General features: G+C 52.0%; 13 protein-coding genes. All 13 read left to right on the top strand.

Going from position 1 to position 16393, the window contains the following annotated elements:
• Position 1 precedes the first annotated feature (1 nt).
• Positions 2-1438: a mannose-1-phosphate guanyltransferase gene (cpsB, locus tag INF61_RS17620; RefSeq protein WP_017693088.1), complete on the top strand. Its 1437-nt coding sequence runs from the start codon at positions 2-4 to the stop codon at positions 1436-1438.
• 109 nt (positions 1439-1547) lie between these two features.
• A complete protein-coding gene (gene cpsG, locus INF61_RS17615) occupies positions 1548-2918 on the top strand; it encodes a colanic acid biosynthesis phosphomannomutase CpsG (RefSeq protein ID WP_193547961.1) in 1371 nt (456 codons plus the stop codon).
• Between the two features lie 114 nt (positions 2919-3032).
• On the top strand, positions 3033-4427 hold the full coding sequence (gene wcaJ / locus INF61_RS17610; protein WP_063151660.1) for an undecaprenyl-phosphate glucose phosphotransferase: 1395 nt from the start codon (positions 3033-3035) through the stop codon (positions 4425-4427).
• A 1-nt stretch (position 4428) separates the two neighbouring features.
• Positions 4429-5907, top strand: a complete 1479-nt coding sequence (wzxC, locus tag INF61_RS17605; protein ID WP_033487316.1) for a colanic acid undecaprenyl disphosphate flippase WzxC — start codon at positions 4429-4431, stop codon at positions 5905-5907.
• Positions 5908-5922: 15 nt separating this feature from the next.
• On the top strand, positions 5923-7203 hold the full coding sequence (gene wcaK / locus INF61_RS17600) for a colanic acid biosynthesis pyruvyl transferase WcaK (protein ID WP_006811234.1): 1281 nt from the start codon (positions 5923-5925) through the stop codon (positions 7201-7203).
• Positions 7200-8420, top strand: a complete 1221-nt coding sequence (gene wcaL / locus INF61_RS17595; protein ID WP_047726988.1) for a colanic acid biosynthesis glycosyltransferase WcaL — start codon at positions 7200-7202, stop codon at positions 8418-8420. Before wcaK ends, wcaL begins: the two co-directional genes overlap by 4 nt.
• Before the next feature lie 12 nt (positions 8421-8432).
• On the top strand, positions 8433-9824 hold the full coding sequence (gene wcaM / locus INF61_RS17590) for a colanic acid biosynthesis protein WcaM (RefSeq protein ID WP_063848005.1): 1392 nt from the start codon (positions 8433-8435) through the stop codon (positions 9822-9824).
• A 174-nt stretch (positions 9825-9998) separates the two neighbouring features.
• The gene (galF, locus tag INF61_RS17585) at positions 9999-10895 is read left to right on the top strand and encodes a GalU regulator GalF (RefSeq protein ID WP_017383282.1); all 897 of its coding nucleotides are present in this window, start codon (positions 9999-10001) and stop codon (positions 10893-10895) included.
• Positions 10896-11253: 358 nt separating this feature from the next.
• Positions 11254-12327, top strand: a complete 1074-nt coding sequence (gene rfbB, locus INF61_RS17580; protein WP_193547960.1) for a dTDP-glucose 4,6-dehydratase — start codon at positions 11254-11256, stop codon at positions 12325-12327.
• 1 nt (position 12328) lies between these two features.
• The gene (rfbA, locus tag INF61_RS17575; RefSeq protein ID WP_017383284.1) at positions 12329-13195 is read left to right on the top strand and encodes a glucose-1-phosphate thymidylyltransferase RfbA; all 867 of its coding nucleotides are present in this window, start codon (positions 12329-12331) and stop codon (positions 13193-13195) included.
• Between the two features lie 6 nt (positions 13196-13201).
• Positions 13202-14629: a lipopolysaccharide biosynthesis protein gene (locus INF61_RS17570; RefSeq protein WP_193547959.1), complete on the top strand. Its 1428-nt coding sequence runs from the start codon at positions 13202-13204 to the stop codon at positions 14627-14629.
• Between the two features lie 10 nt (positions 14630-14639).
• A complete protein-coding gene (gene vioA, locus INF61_RS17565; protein WP_045308623.1) occupies positions 14640-15740 on the top strand; it encodes a dTDP-4-amino-4,6-dideoxy-D-glucose aminotransferase VioA in 1101 nt (366 codons plus the stop codon).
• Position 15741: 1 nt separating this feature from the next.
• Positions 15742-16308 (top strand): acyltransferase, encoded by a 567-nt coding sequence (locus tag INF61_RS17560; RefSeq protein WP_193547958.1) that lies wholly within the window; start codon positions 15742-15744, stop codon positions 16306-16308.
• Positions 16309-16393: the final 85 nt, after the last annotated feature.

Genomic DNA, 16393 nt, shown 5'->3' with positions numbered 1-16393 from the left:
CATGAGTCAAACCACTTTGTATCCGGTCGTAATGGCGGGTGGATCCGGGAGCCGGTTGTGGCCACTGTCCCGCGTGCTTTATCCAAAACAATTTCTGTGCCTGAAAGGCGACCTCACCATGCTGCAAACGACGGTTAACCGTCTGCACGGCGTGGAGTGTGAAAGCCCGGTGGTGATCTGTAACGAACAGCACCGCTTTATCGTTGCCGAGCAGCTGCGCCAGCTGAACAAACTGACCGAAAATATCATTCTGGAGCCTGCCGGACGCAACACGGCGCCTGCCATTGCCCTTGCGGCGCTGGCGGCAAAACGCAGCAGCCCGGACTGCGACCCGCTGATGCTGGTGCTGGCGGCTGACCACGTCATCCAGCAGGAAGAGGCCTTCCGCGATGCGGTACGCGCCGCGATTCCTTACGCTGAGAACGGCAAGCTGGTGACCTTCGGCATCGTGCCGGATCTCCCGGAAACCGGCTATGGCTACATTCGCCGCGGCAGCGTTACGCCTGGTGAAGGCGACAGCGTGGCCTTTGACGTGGCGCAGTTTGTCGAAAAACCGAATCTGGAAACCGCGCAGGCGTACGTGGCCAGCGGGGAATACTACTGGAACAGCGGTATGTTCCTGTTCCGCGCCGGTCGCTACCTGGAAGAGCTGGAAAAATATCGCCCGGATATCTTGCGCGCCTGCGAAAAAGCGATGGCGGTGGTGGATCCGGATCTCGATTTTATCCGCGTGGACGAAGAAGCCTTCCTCGCCTGTCCGGAAGAGTCCATTGACTATGCGGTAATGGAACGTACGGCAGATGCGGTAGTGGTACCGATGGATGCGGGCTGGAGCGACGTCGGCTCCTGGTCGTCACTGTGGGAGATCAGCGCGCATACCCCGGAGGGTAACGTCCATCACGGGGATGTGATCAGCCACAAAACGGAAAACAGCTACGTCTACGCCGAATCTGGCCTCGTCACCACGGTAGGGGTGAAGGATCTGGTGGTCGTGCAGACCAAAGACGCGGTGCTGATTGCCGACCGTAATGCCGTGCAGGACGTTAAAAAAGTGGTGGAGCAGATCAAGGCCGATGGCCGCCACGAACACCATATTCACCGCGAAGTCTACCGCCCGTGGGGCAAATATGACTCCATCGACGCCGGCGAGCGTTACCAGGTGAAACGCATCACCGTGAAGCCGGGAGAAGGGCTATCGGTGCAGATGCACCATCACCGCGCCGAACACTGGGTGGTGGTGGCGGGGACCGCCAAAGTGACCATCGACGGTGAAGTGAAGCTGCTCGGTGAAAACGAGTCCATTTATATTCCGCTGGGCGCCACGCACTGTCTGGAAAACCCGGGGAAAATTCCGCTCGACTTAATTGAGGTGCGTTCCGGCTCCTATCTGGAAGAGGACGACATCATCCGCTTCCAGGATCGCTACGGGCGCGTGTAGCACTCCGCATCATGCCCGGTGGCGCTGCGCTTACCGGGCCTACGAATGACAAAAATAAATTTGGCCATTACATGGTCAGGGCCAACTGTTGCCTGAAAAAGGGGTCATCATGGAAAAATTAACCTGTTTTAAAGCCTACGATATTCGCGGCAAGCTGGGCGAAGAGCTGAACGAAGACATTGCGTGGCGCATCGGCCGCGCGTACGGCGAATACCTGAAACCAAAAACTATCGTGCTGGGCGGCGACGTGCGTCTGACAAGCGTTTCCCTGAAGCTGGCGCTGGCGAAAGGGCTACAGGACGCGGGCGTCGATGTGCTGGACATCGGCCTTTCCGGTACCGAAGAGATCTATTTTGCCACCTTTCACCTGGGCGTGGACGGCGGTATCGAAGTGACGGCCAGCCATAACCCGATGGACTACAACGGCATGAAGCTGGTGCGCAAGGGCGCGCGTCCTATCAGCGGCGACACCGGCCTGCGTGACGTGCAGCGTCTGGCCGAGGCCAACGACTTCCCGCCGGTGAATGAAGCCACACGCGGCAGCTATAAGCAGATTAACCTGCAAAAAGAGTACATCGACCACCTGCTGGGCTACATCAACGTGGCGAACCTCAAACCGCTGAAGCTGGTGATTAACTCCGGCAACGGCGCGGCAGGCCCGGTTGTCGATGCACTTGAAGCCCGCTTTAAGGTGCTGAACGTGCCGGTGACCTTCGTCAAAGTGCACAACACGCCTGACGGCAACTTCCCGAACGGTATTCCTAACCCGCTGCTGCCGGAGTGCCGCGACGACACCCGCAACGCGGTGATTGAGCACGGCGCCGATATGGGTATCGCCTTTGACGGCGATTTCGACCGCTGCTTCCTGTTCGACGAGAAAGGGCAGTTTATCGAAGGCTACTACATCGTTGGCCTGCTGGCGGAAGCGTTCCTCGAGAAAAACCCGGGGGCGAAAATCATTCACGATCCGCGTCTTTCCTGGAACACCGTCGACGTGGTGAAGGCCGCGGGCGGCGAGCCGGTGATGTCCAAAACCGGCCACGCGTTTATCAAAGAGCGTATGCGTGAGGAAGACGCCATCTACGGCGGCGAGATGAGCGCCCACCACTATTTCCGTGATTTTGCCTACTGCGACAGCGGGATGATCCCGTGGCTGCTGGTGACTGAGCTGCTGTGCCTGAAAGGGAAGAGTCTGGGCGAACTGGTGCGCGACCGCATGGCGGCGTTCCCGGCGAGCGGCGAGATCAACAGCAAACTGGCGCAGCCCGCTGAGGCCATTGCCCGCGTAGAGCACCACTTTGCCATTCATGCGCTGGAGATTGACCGTACCGACGGTATCAGCATGGCGTTCCCGCAGTGGCGCTTCAACCTACGCTCCTCCAACACCGAGCCGGTGGTGCGCCTGAACGTGGAGTCCCGCGCCGATACCGCGCTGATGGAAGCCCGAACGAAGGACATTCTGGCGCTGTTGAATCAGTAAAAACTGCCCCTCATCCCAGCCCTCTCCCCAAAGGGGAGAGGGTGTTCAAGTTCCCTCTCCCCTTTGGGGAGAGGGGTAGGGTGAGGGGTAAGGTTTAGAACTAAAGGAACAACGATGACAAATCTAAAAAAGCGCGAACGAGCGAGAACGAATGCATCGTTAATCTCTATGGTGCAGCGTTTTTCTGATATCACCATCATGGTCGGCGGACTGTGGGCGGTGTGTTGGGTCAGCGGGCAGTCGTTCTTATACATGCACTTGCTGATGGCGTTGATTGCGCTGGTGGTGTTTCAGATGATCGGCGGCATGACCGATTTTTATCGTTCATGGCGCGGCGTCAAAATGACCACCGAACTGATGCTGCTGCTCCAGAACTGGACCTTAAGCCTGGTTTTCAGCGCAGGCCTGGTGGCGTTCAGCCATGATTTTGATAACCGTATTGTGACCTATCTCTGCTGGTATCTGTTAACCAGCATTGGCATGGTGGTCTGCCGCTCGCTGATCCGCTTTGGCGCGGGCTGGCTGCGCAACCGTGGGTATAACCGTCGCTTCGTTGCCGTGGCGGGCGACCTGCCGGTGGGACAGGTGTTGCTCGACAGCTTCCGCAAAGAGCCGTGGTTAGGTTTTGAAGTGGTCGGGATTTATCACGACGCGAAGCCCGGCGGCGTGCCGTCCGACTGGGCAGGTAACTACGAACAGCTTATTGACGATGCGAAAGCCGGCAAAATTCATAACGTCTACATCGCCATGCAGATGAAAGATGAATCCCGCATCAAGAAACTGATGCGCGAGCTGGCGGATACCACCTGCTCGGTGATCCTCATCCCGGATGTCTTCACCTTCAATATTCTCCACTCCCGTATTGAAGAGGTGAACGGGGTACCGGTTGTTCCACTGTACGACACGCCGCTGTCGGGGATTAACCGCGTGCTGAAGCGCGTGGAAGATATCGTCCTTTCGTCCCTGATCCTGCTGCTCATCTCCCCGGTGCTGTGCTGCATTGCGCTGGCGGTGAAGCTCAGCTCGCCGGGGCCGATCATCTTCCGTCAGACCCGCTACGGCATGGACGGTAAGCCGATCATGGTGTGGAAATTCCGCTCCATGAAGGTGATGGAGAACGACAAGGTGGTGACCCAGGCGACGCAGAACGATCCGCGCGTCACCCGCGTGGGCAACTTCCTGCGCCGTACCTCGCTCGATGAGCTGCCGCAGTTCATCAACGTGTTCACCGGCGGGATGTCCATCGTCGGGCCTCGTCCTCACGCCGTGGCCCATAACGAGCAGTACCGCACCCTGATTGAAGGCTACATGCTGCGCCATAAGGTGAAGCCAGGCATCACCGGCTGGGCGCAGATCAACGGCTGGCGCGGCGAGACCGACACGCTGGAAAAAATGGAAAAACGTATCGAGTTCGATCTGGAGTACATCCGCGAGTGGAGCCTCTGGTTCGATATCAAGATTGTTTTTCTGACCATTTTCAAAGGCTTCGTGAACAAAGCGGCGTACTAAGATGAGCTTACGAGAAAAAACCATCAGCGGCGCGAAATGGTCAGCCATGGCCACCATAGTCATCATTGGCCTCGGCCTGGTGCAGATGACGGTGCTGGCGCGCATTATCGATAACCACCAGTTTGGTCTGCTGACCGTCTCGCTGGTGATTATCGCCCTGGCCGATACGCTGTCGGACTTTGGTATCGCCAACTCCATTATCCAGCGCAAAGAGATCAGCCATCTGGAGCTGACCACCCTCTACTGGCTGAACGTCGGGCTGGGTATCTTCGTCTTTGTGCTGGTGTTCCTGCTGAGCGATGTGATTGCCGGCGTGCTGCATAACCCGGACCTGGCGCCGCTGATGCGCACCCTGTCGTTCGCTTTCGTGGTGATCCCGCACGGGCAGCAGTTCCGCGCGCTGATGCAGAAAGAGCTGGAGTTCAACAAAATCGGCATGATTGAAACCAGCGCCGTACTGGCGGGCTTTACCTTCACCGTGGTCAGCGCCCATTTCTGGCCGCTGGCGATGACCGCCATCCTCGGCTACCTGGTTAACTCTGCCGTGCGCACGCTGCTGTTTGGCTTCTTTGGCCGTAAGATTTATCGCCCGGGGCTGCATTTTTCACTGGCGTCTGTTTCATCCAACCTGCGCTTCGGCGCGTGGCTGACGGCAGACAGCATTATCAACTACGTGAATACTAACCTCTCCACGCTGGTGCTGGCGCGCATTCTGGGCGCGAGCGTCGCGGGTGGCTACAACCTGGCGTATAACGTCGCGGTTGTCCCGCCGATGAAGCTCAACCCTATCATTACCCGCGTGCTGTTCCCGGCGTTCGCCAAAATTCAGGACGATACCGAAAAGCTGCGCGTGAACTTTTACAAGCTGCTCTCCGTTGTGGGGATCATCAACTTCCCGGTGCTGCTGGGGCTGATGGTGGTTGCCAGCAATTTCGTACCGCTGGTGTTTGGCGAGAAGTGGAACAGCATCATCCCGATCCTGCAACTGCTGTGCGTCGTGGGGCTGCTGCGCTCGGTGGGGAACCCGATTGGTTCTCTGCTAATGGCGAAGGCGCGCGTGGATATCAGCTTCAAGTTCAACGTGTTTAAAACCTTCCTGTTTATTCCGGCAATTATTGTGGGCGGCCACACGGCGGGCGCCATTGGCGTGACGCTCGGCTTCCTGCTGGTGCAAATCGTCAATACCGTGCTGAGCTACTTCGTGATGATCAAACCGGTGCTGGGCTCCAGCTACCGTCAGTACATTCTCAGCCTGTGGCTGCCGTTCTATCTCTCCTTACCGACGCTTGCGGTGAGCTACGGCCTGGGCGTGGTGCTCAACGGGCATCTGCCGCTGGCGGCGCTGCTTGCGGTGCAGGTCGCGGCAGGCGCGCTGGCGTTCGGCGTGATGATTGTGCTGTCACGCAATGCGCTGGTGGTCGAGATGAAGCGCCAGTTTTGCCGTAACGAAAAAATGAAAACGCTGCTTCGCGCAGGCTAATTTTACGAGGCCATTATGAAATTACTTATTCTTGGCAACCATACCTGCGGCAACCGTGGCGACAGCGCCATCCTGCGCGGTTTACTGGATGCAATTAACACCCTTAAGCCTGAGACAGAAGTGGATGTGATGAGCCGTTATCCGGTCAGCTCATCCTGGTTACTGAACCGCCCGGTGATGGGCGACCCGCTCTACAGCCAGATGAAACAGCACAACAACGCCGCGGGCGTGATGGGGCGCGTGAAGAAAGTGCTGCGTCGCCGCTACCAGCATCAGGTGCTGCTTTCTCGCGTGACCGACACCGGCAAGCTGCGCAACATTGCCATCGCGCAGGGCTTTACCGATTTTGTTCGTCTGCTGTCCGGCTATGACGCCATTATTCAGGTGGGCGGTTCGTTCTTCGTCGATCTGTACGGCGTGCCACAGTTTGAGCATGCACTTTGTACGTTCATGGCGAAAAAGCCGCTGTTTATGATCGGCCACAGCGTCGGGCCATTCCAGGATCCGCAGTTTAACCAGCTGGCGAACTATGTCTTCGGCCACTGCGACGCGCTGATCCTGCGTGAATCGGTCAGCCTCGACATGATGAAACGCAGTGAAATCGACACCACCAAAGTGGAGCACGGTGTGGACACCGCCTGGCTGGTGGATCATCAGGATGACAGTTTCCAGGCCAGCTACGCGGTACAGCACTGGCTGGACGTGGCGGCAAAGCAGAAAACCGTCGCCATTACCCTGCGTGAACTTGCGCCGTTCGATAAACGCCTCGGCACGACCCAGGCGGCGTACGAGAAAGCCTTTGCCGACGTGGTGAACCGCGTGCTGGACAGCGGTTACCAGGTGCTGGCGCTTTCCACCTGTACCGGTATCGACAGCTACAACAAAGATGACCGTATGGTGGCGCTCAACCTGCGCAACCTGGTGAACGATCCGTCCCGCTATCACGTGGTGATGGACGAGCTGAACGATCTGGAGATGGGCAAGCTGCTCTCCGCCTGCGACCTGACCGTGGGCACGCGTCTGCACTCGGCCATTATCTCGATGAACTTCGGCACGCCAGCCATCGCCATTAACTACGAACACAAGTCCGCGGGTATTATGCAGCAGCTCGGCATGCCGGAAATGGCCGTCGATATTCGTCATCTGCTGGACGGGTCGCTGGGGGCGATGGTGGGCGACACGCTCGGCCAGCTGCCTGCGATCAACGAACGTCTGGCGGTGGCGGTAAAAGCCGAACGCGAAAAAGGTATTGGCATGGTGAAATCCGTACTCGACCGCGTCCGGGAGGGGAAATGAAGGTTGGTTTCTTCTTACTGAAATTTCCGCTGTCGTCTGAAACCTTTGTGCTGAACCAAATCACCGCGTTTATCGATATGGGGTATGACGTGGAGATTATCGCCCTGCAAAAGGGCGATACGCAAAACACCCATGCGGCGTATACCCGGTATGGGCTGGAGGCGAAAACCCGCTGGTTGCAGGATGAACCCGCCGGACGATTGAACAAACTGCGCCATCGCGCCAGCCAGACGCTGCGCGGCCTTCATCGCGCCTCGACGTGGCGGGCGCTGAATATGTCGCGCTATGGGGCGGAGGCCCGCAACCTGATCCTTTCCGCCATTTGCGGGCAAACGGCCCAGCCGTACCGGGCCGATGTCTTTATCGCCCACTTTGGCCCGGCGGGCGTCACTGCGGCAAAACTGCGTGAGCTGGGGGTGATTGACGGCAAAATCGCAACCATTTTCCACGGTATCGACATCTCCAGCCGGGAAGTACTGAACCACTACACGCCGGAATATCAGCAGCTGTTTCGCCGTGGCGACATGATGCTGCCAATAAGCAACCTGTGGGCCGGACGCCTGAAAACCATGGGGTGCCCGAGCGAGAAAATCACCGTTTCACGCATGGGCGTGGATATGGAACGTTTCACTCAGCGACCGGTCAAGGTGCCGGGCAAGCCGCTGCAAATTATCTCTGTTGCCCGCCTGACCGAAAAGAAAGGGCTGCACGTAGCCATCGAAGCCTGTCGCCAGCTGAAGGCGCGCGGAGTGGACTTCCACTACCGCATCCTGGGCATCGGGCCGTGGGAGCGTCGCCTGCGCACGCTGATTGAACAGTATCAGCTGGAAGACGTGGTCGAGATGCCGGGCTTCAAGCCGAGCCACGAAGTGAAAGCCATGCTTGATGATGCGGATGTGTTCCTGCTGCCTTCCGTAACCGGCGCTGACGGCGATATGGAAGGCATTCCCGTGGCGCTGATGGAGGCGATGGCGGTCGGCATTCCGGTGGTCTCGACCCTGCACAGCGGGATCCCGGAGCTGATCACCTCTGAACACTCCGGCTGGCTGGTCCCTGAAAACAATGCGCTGGCGCTGGCGGATCGTCTGGCTGCGTTCAGTGATATCGATCAGCAGACGCTGATCCCTGTGCTGCAAAATGCGCGGCAAAAAGTTGAAGCAGAATTCAATCAGCAGGTGATTAATCGCCAGTTAGCGAGCCTGCTGCAAACGCTGTAACGCTGAGGTTGTATGCTGAAAAAGATTACCCGACGCCGATTTGTCTCTTCTTTATCCGTCCTGGCTGCCATGCCACTGCTGTCGCCCCGCGCTGTGCGGGCGGCAACCGGGAAGACGGTTTCTGTCGATCGCTACAACAATAACGACTGGATCGCCGCCTTTAAGCAGGCATTTACCGAGGGCGATACCGTTGTTGTTCCCGCCGGGTTAACCTGTGAAAACATCAATACCGGCATTTTCATTCCTGATGGCAAAACCCTGCTGATCCGCGGTGCGCTGAAGGGCAACGGCCGCGGGCGGTTTGTGCTCCAGGAAGGCTGTAAGGTCATTGGAGAAGGAGAGGGGCGCACGCATAACATTACGCTGGACGTGCGTGGCTCCGACTGTGTCATTAAAGGGCTGGCAATGAGCGGCTTCGGCCCCGTCACCCAGATCTACATCGGCGGTAAAAAGCCGAGAGTGATGCGTAACCTGCTTATCGATCGTATTTCCGTGAGCCAGGCCAACTACGCCATTCTGCGCCAGGGTTTTCATAATCAGGTGGACGGTGCGCGCATTACCAACAGTAAATTCAGCCACTTGCAGGGGGACGCGATTGAGTGGAACGTGGCGATTAACGACCGCAATATCCTGATCTCTGACCACGTGATCGATAACATCAACTGCACAAACGGCAAGATCAACTGGGGCATAGGCATTGGGCTGGCTGGCAGCACGTACGACAATGACTATCCGGAACAGCAGACCGTTAAAAACTTCGTGGTGGCAAATATCACCGGCAGCAACTGTCGGCAGTTGGTCCATGTTGAAAACGGTAAACACTTTGTGATCCGTAATATCAAGGCCAGCAATATTACCCCCGACTTCAGTAAAAAGGCCGGAATTGATAACGCGACGGTAGCTATTTATGGCTGTGATAATTTCGTTATTGATAATATCGATATGGTGAACAGCGCCGGAATGTTAATCGGGTATGGCGTGATCAAGGGCGATTATCTGTCGATACCGCAAAACTTCAAACTTAACGATATTCGCCTGGATAACCGCCAGCTGGCCTATAAGCTGCGCGGGATACAGATTTCCTCCGGCAATGCCACCTCGTTTGTTGCCATCACCAACGTCAACATGCAGCGAGCAACGCTTGAGCTGCACAACAAGCCACAGCACCTTTTCTTGCGTGATATCAACGTGATGCAGGAGTCAGCGACGGGACCAGCGCTTAAGATGAACTTCGACTTGCGCAAAGACGTGCGTGGGAAGTTTATGGCCAAAAACGAGACGCTGTTGTCGCTCGCGAACATAAAAGCGGTTAATGAAAAGGGGCAGAGTTCGGTGGATATTGATCGGGTCGATCAACACGTGGTGAATACGGAACGGTTGAATTTTGCGCTGCCGCACAGGTAATCCTAGAGCCTATTTTGCGACTATTCCTGGTACGGAATCGCGATCTATTCAGATTACAACTACTGTAATTTGTGGTGGGGTGACCTAGGATTACTCCATATTTACGGCAAAACATGCTGGCGAAAACAGGTTTAAAAGCTATAATTCGTCAACCATTTTAAGGTGGAAGAAATAATGATTAATTTGAAAGCAGTCATACCGGTAGCGGGTTTGGGCATGCATATGTTGCCCGCCACAAAGGCCATTCCTAAAGAGATGCTGCCGATCGTTGACAAGCCGATGATTCAGTACATCGTCGACGAGATTGTTGCTGCGGGGATCAAAGAAATCGTTCTGGTGACGCACTCTTCGAAGAATGCCGTTGAGAACCACTTCGACACCTCTTATGAACTCGAAGCGCTGCTTGAGCAGCGCGTTAAGCGTCAGCTTCTGGCAGAAGTTCAGTCTATCTGTCCTCCTGGCGTGACCATCATGAACGTGCGTCAGGCGCAGCCGCTGGGTCTGGGCCACTCAATCCTCTGCGCGCGCCCGGTGGTGGGTGATAACCCGTTCATCGTGGTCCTGCCGGACATCATTATTGATACCGCTTCCGCCGATCCGCTGCGTTACAACCTGGCGGCAATGGTCGCGCGCTTCAACGAGACGGGCCGCAGCCAGGTGCTGGCGAAACGTATGAAGGGCGATCTCTCTGAGTATTCCGTTATTCAGACCAAAGAGCCACTGGAGACGGAAGGGCAGGTGAGCCGGATCGTTGAGTTTATCGAAAAACCCGATCAGCCGCAGACGCTAGACTCCGACCTGATGGCGGTAGGCCGTTATGTGCTGAATGCGGATATCTGGGCTGAGCTGGAAAAAACTGAGCCGGGCGCCTGGGATCGTATCCAGCTGACCGATGCGATTGCTGAGCTGGCGAAGAAGCAGTCGGTTGATGCCATGCTGATGACCGGCGACAGCTATGACTGCGGTAAGAAAATGGGGTATATGCAGGCCTTTGTGAACTATGGCCTGCGTAACCTGAAGGAAGGGGCGAAGTTCAGAAGCCGGATTGAGAAGCTGCTGGCTAACGACTAATACTTCTTCCGCAGCCTGAAAGACTTCATGCGCGGCAGCCATCATCTTGTTATGTTGTTACATAACTAAAATGATGGCTGCCGCTTTTTGCTATTAATTCCTATAATAACAGAGAGTTATCTGCTTCAAATCTGGGCTGATTTGTAACGATTTGTGCTTGTTTCCGAATCCATTTAGGACGACAATTAACGCCAGTTTTTGTCTGAAATCAGACAGTCAATCTTATATTCAACACGCGCTCAGTGCACTGGTAGCTGTCAAGCCAGGGGCGGTAGCGTGCAAAATTTCTGAAACCTGAATTAATACCAGGGTTCAGAACGCCAATATCTCGACATATCTACAAAACGGAATAGATAACGTGAAAATTCTTGTGACGGGTGGAGCCGGCTTTATCGGCTCAGCGGTTGTACGACATATTATTACAAATACCCATGACCAAGTCGTCAATGTGGATAAACTCACGTATGCCGGCAACCTCGAGTCCCTTAACGATGTCAGCGCCAGTGAACGTTATGTGTTTGAGCATGCAGATATTTGTGATAAAGCGGCTATGGATCGTATTTTTGCTGAGCATAATCCGGATGCGGTAATGCATCTGGCGGCAGAAAGCCATGTAGACCGTTCCATTACCGGCCCGGCGGCATTCATTGAAACCAACATTGTTGGGACATATGTGCTTCTGGAAGCTGCCCGTGCTTACTGGTCAACGCTCGATGACGCGGCGAAAAAAGCGTTTCGCTTCCATCATATCTCCACCGATGAAGTATACGGCGATCTGCCGCACCCGGATGAACACCCGGTATCCTCAGAGCTTCCGCTGTTCACTGAAACCACGGCCTACGCGCCAAGCAGCCCATACTCTGCCTCCAAAGCGTCCAGCGACCATCTGGTTCGCGCCTGGCTGCGCACCTACGGTTTCCCGACAATTGTCACCAATTGTTCAAACAACTACGGTCCGTATCATTTCCCGGAAAAGCTGATCCCGCTGGTGATCCTGAACGCGCTGGACGGAAAAGCGCTGCCGATTTACGGCAAAGGCGATCAGATCCGTGACTGGCTCTATGTTGAAGACCATGCCCGTGCGCTTTACACCGTTGTGACGCAGGGTAAACCGGGGGAAACTTACAACATCGGCGGTCATAACGAAAAGCAGAACCTGGACGTTGTGCACACTATTTGCGATTTGCTGGATGAGATCGTGCCGAAAGAAGGCTCTTACCGCGATCAAATTACGTATGTTGCCGATCGCCCAGGACATGACCGCCGCTATGCGATTGATGCGCATAAAATTGGGGTGGAACTGGGCTGGAAGCCTGAAGAGACGTTCGAAAGCGGAATTCGTAAGACCGTGGAATGGTATCTGAAAAATAAAAATTGGTGCATGCGAGTGCAGGATGGTAGTTATCAACGTGAGCGTCTGGGGTTAGTATAAAATGAAAGGAATTATTCTTGCGGGTGGCTCGGGAACGCGTCTGTATCCTATTACAATGGGGGTTTCTAAGCAGTTATTACCTATTTATGATAAACCGATGATTTATTATCCATTATCGGTATTAATGCTGGCAGGCATAAGAGATATTTTAATTATTACGACGCCTGAAGATCAGGAAGGATTTATTCGTCTTCTTGGTAACGGGGCAACTCTGGGCCTGAATTTACAGTATGCGATTCAGCCTTCACCAGACGGATTGGCACAAGCATTCATTATTGGTGAAGAATTCATCGGTACTGATCCCGTTTGTCTGGTTTTAGGCGATAATATTTTCTATGGTCAGGGGTTCTCTCCTAAGTTAAAAGAAGCCGCGGTCCGTGCGACCTCTAAAGCAACGGTGTTTGGTTATCAGGTTAAAGATCCAGAACGCTTTGGCGTCGTTGAGTTCGATGAAAACCGCAATGTGCTATCGATAGAAGAGAAGCCTTTAAAACCAAAAAGTAATTATGCTGTCACTGGGCTTTATTTCTATACAAACGAAGTGGTTGAATTTGCAAAACGGGTGAAACCTTCAGAACGGGGGGAGCTTGAAATTACCTCAATCAACCAGATGTATCTTGAAAAGGGTAACCTCGTTGTAGAAATGCTGGGACGTGGCTTTGCCTGGCTAGACACAGGGACGCATGAAAGCCTTTTACAAGCGGCACAGTTTGTCGAGACAATCGAAGTCAGACAAGGGTTTAAAGTTGCTTGTCTTGAGGAGATTGCTTATAACAATGGATGGCTGGCTAAGGAAGAGGTATTAAAACAGGCTGCCTTAATGTCCAAAAATGGGTACGGTCAATATCTGTCCCAACTGATTAAGTAACGAATAGTGTCCGAACTCAAGAATAAAACCGTTAATGGTTTAAAATGGAGTGCCCTGGAGAGGATTCTCTCCCAGGGTGTACAACTTTTTCTGATGCTGATACTGGCTCGCCTATTAGGGCCAAAAGCTTTTGGTCTCATTGGAATGTTAGCCATATTTATTGCTATTGGTCAGGTGTTTATCGATAGCGGCTTTAGTTCAGCACTGATTAGAAAGACAGACCGCACGAATATCGATTACTCGACTGCGTTCTATTTCAATATTATTGTTGCTGTTTGCTGTTATACTTTGCTTTTTTTCTCAGCAGGATATATAGCAGATTTTTATCAGCAGCCTGACTTAGTGTTGTTAACTAAAGTTATTGGCTTAACGCTCATAGCTAATAGTTTCTCGGTTGTGCCCAGAACGATTTTGACAGTATCGATGAATTTCAAAGCGCAGGCAAAAGCGTCGATCTGTTCAGTTACACTAGGCGGTGTCGTTGCGCTGATTTTAGCCTGGAAAGGATATGGCGTATGGGCGTTGGTTGCACAAACCCTGTCGGCGTCAGTTCTGAGTGCACTATTTCTTAATGTTATAACACGTTGGGTTCCAGCCCTCAGTTTTTCAAAAAAATCATTTGATTATCTGTTTGGCTTTGGCGGCAAGTTATTGCTATCCGGACTGCTTGATACAGCCTATAACAACGTTTATCAATTAATTATCGGCAAGAAATTCAGCGCTGAACATGTTGGTCAATTTACGCAGGCCAACCAGATATCAAGCATCCCTGCCATGACGATGACGAATATTATTCAGCGTGTAACGTATCCTATGTTTAGTCATATGCAGGAAGATAGTCATAAAATGGACGAATACTACCTGCTCACAATGAAAGTGGCTGCGTTGTTCATCTTTCCATTAATGGCTGGTGTTGCAATACTCGCACAACCTTTGCTTCAACTGGTGTTAGGTTCGCAATGGCATGAAGCAGCGGGTCTTGTGACAATCCTTGCCCTGGCTTATATGCTTTATCCAATCCATGCCATAAACCTGAATGTTTTACAGGTGAAAGGTCGTAGCGATTTGTTCCTGAAGCTGGAAATAATTAAAAAAGTGATCGGGATTTCAATAGTCGCATTAACGATGAATTACAGCATTTACATAATGTGTTTTGGTTTATTGATTCATTCTTACCTTGCACTCGTATTAAATACTTATTACACCGGAAAACTGACTGGTTTAACGGTCTGGCGACAATTTAAAGAAGTGTCGCCCATCTGGTTAATAACAATGATCTCCTGCTTTATGGCCAAATTAATTGCCATGCACCTTGCAATGCAGGATATATGGCAGATAGTAATTATGTTGACTTTAGCGCCTGGTATATATATCGGAATGATTTACCACACGCAAAGAAAATTATATAAGATTGTGTTGTCTATCAGAGAATAGAGAAAACTAAATGAAAAATATACCAGTGACTCAACCCTTTCTTCCTGAGCTAAGTGAATTTATTCCTTATCTTGAAAAAATATGGGATAATAAGTGGTTAACAAATAATGGTCCTTTCCACCAGCAACTTGAAAAAGAATTGTGCGAGTATTTAGATGTTGAGTACATTTCTCTTTTTAATAACGCAACAATCGCGTTAATCACAGCGCTTCAGGCATTACGTATTTCAGGTGAGGTGATTACCACACCGTACTCATTCATTGCCACTAGTCATTCTATTCTATGGAACGGACTGAAGCCGGTATTCGTTGATATTGATCCCGACACATTCAACATTGACCCGAAGAAAATCGAAGCGGCTATTACGCCTAATACAACCGCGATTATGCCAGTGCACTGCTATTCCAGTCCATGCGATGTAGAAGCAATTCAGGAAATTGCTGATAATTATGGGCTTCGCGTGATTTATGATGCAGCACATGCTTTTGGCGTAAAGTATAAAGGCCAGAGTATTTTACGCTTTGGTGATATGTCCATCCTGAGTTTCCATGCTACAAAGGTCTTCAACACCTTTGAAGGCGGCGCAATAATTTGTCAGGACGCCAAGACCAAGCAGCGTATTGATAGGTTGAAGAATTTTGGTATTGCTGACGAGTTGACGGTCACTGCGCCAGGTATCAACGGTAAAATGAGTGAGATCAATGCTGCTTTTGGTTTAGTACAGTTGAAACATATCAATAGTGCTATTGAGCAGCGTAAAAAAATAGATCTGGCCTACCGGCAGGAGCTTGCACAAATTAAGGGTATTACTGTTCCTGCTGCTTCTGTACACTCTAACAGTAATTATTCTTATTTTCCTGTCCTGATCGAGCCTGAGTTCCGGATGACCAGGGATGAGCTCTATCTTGAGTTAAAAAAGAATAATATTTTATCGCGTCGTTATTTCTATCCTCTGATTAGCAATATGCCAATGTACCGAGGAATTGAATCCGCAGCTGTTGAAAATTTGCCTTTGTCTAATACTGTTTCGGATAAGGTATTGTGTCTGCCAATTTTCAACGAATTGGATGACAATGATTTCTCTCGTATTATAAAAATTATCCGAGGGTAGTATGGCTATATTAACCCGTGAAGAAATTGAACAGATGGGGTTTGCCTCCGTTGGGGAAAATGTTCTCATCTCAACGAAAGCGTCTTTCTACGGTATATCTAAAATCCATATCGGGAATAATGTCCGTATAGATGATTTTTGTGTTATTTCCGCAGGAGCAGAAGGCGTTTTTATCGGTGATTATGTACATATAGCGGTATATTCGTCTCTGATTGGTGCAGGGAGAATTACGTTAATGGATTACTCAAATATTTCATCACGGGTTTCCATTTACTCAAGTAACGATGATTACTCTGGTCAATTCATGACTAATCCGATGGTTCCCTCGCAATTCACTAATGTACAGCATGCCTCAGTCTCTGTCGGTAAACACGCGATCATTGGATCAGGTACGATTGTTTTACCAGGTGTAACCATAGGTAATGGAGTTGCGATTGGAGCTCTTTCTCTTGTAAAAGAAAATTGTGAAGATTTTCATATATATGCTGGCAATCCCATAAAAAAAATTAAGCAGAGATCTCGTGATTTAATTGTCAAAGAGAATATGTTTCGCCCGTTGGCAAAATAATTAATATTATGAAAAATTAAAGGGATTCACTATGGCTGGCGACATACTAATTTCTGTTTGCTGCATTACTTATAATCAAGAGAAA

This window comes from Enterobacter cloacae complex sp. P18RS (assembly GCF_014982105.1).
Taxonomy (GTDB): Bacteria; Pseudomonadota; Gammaproteobacteria; order Enterobacterales; family Enterobacteriaceae; genus Enterobacter; species Enterobacter hormaechei_C.
Note: the sequence above shows the minus strand (reverse complement) of the source record. Positions and strands in the feature narration are given on the sequence as shown.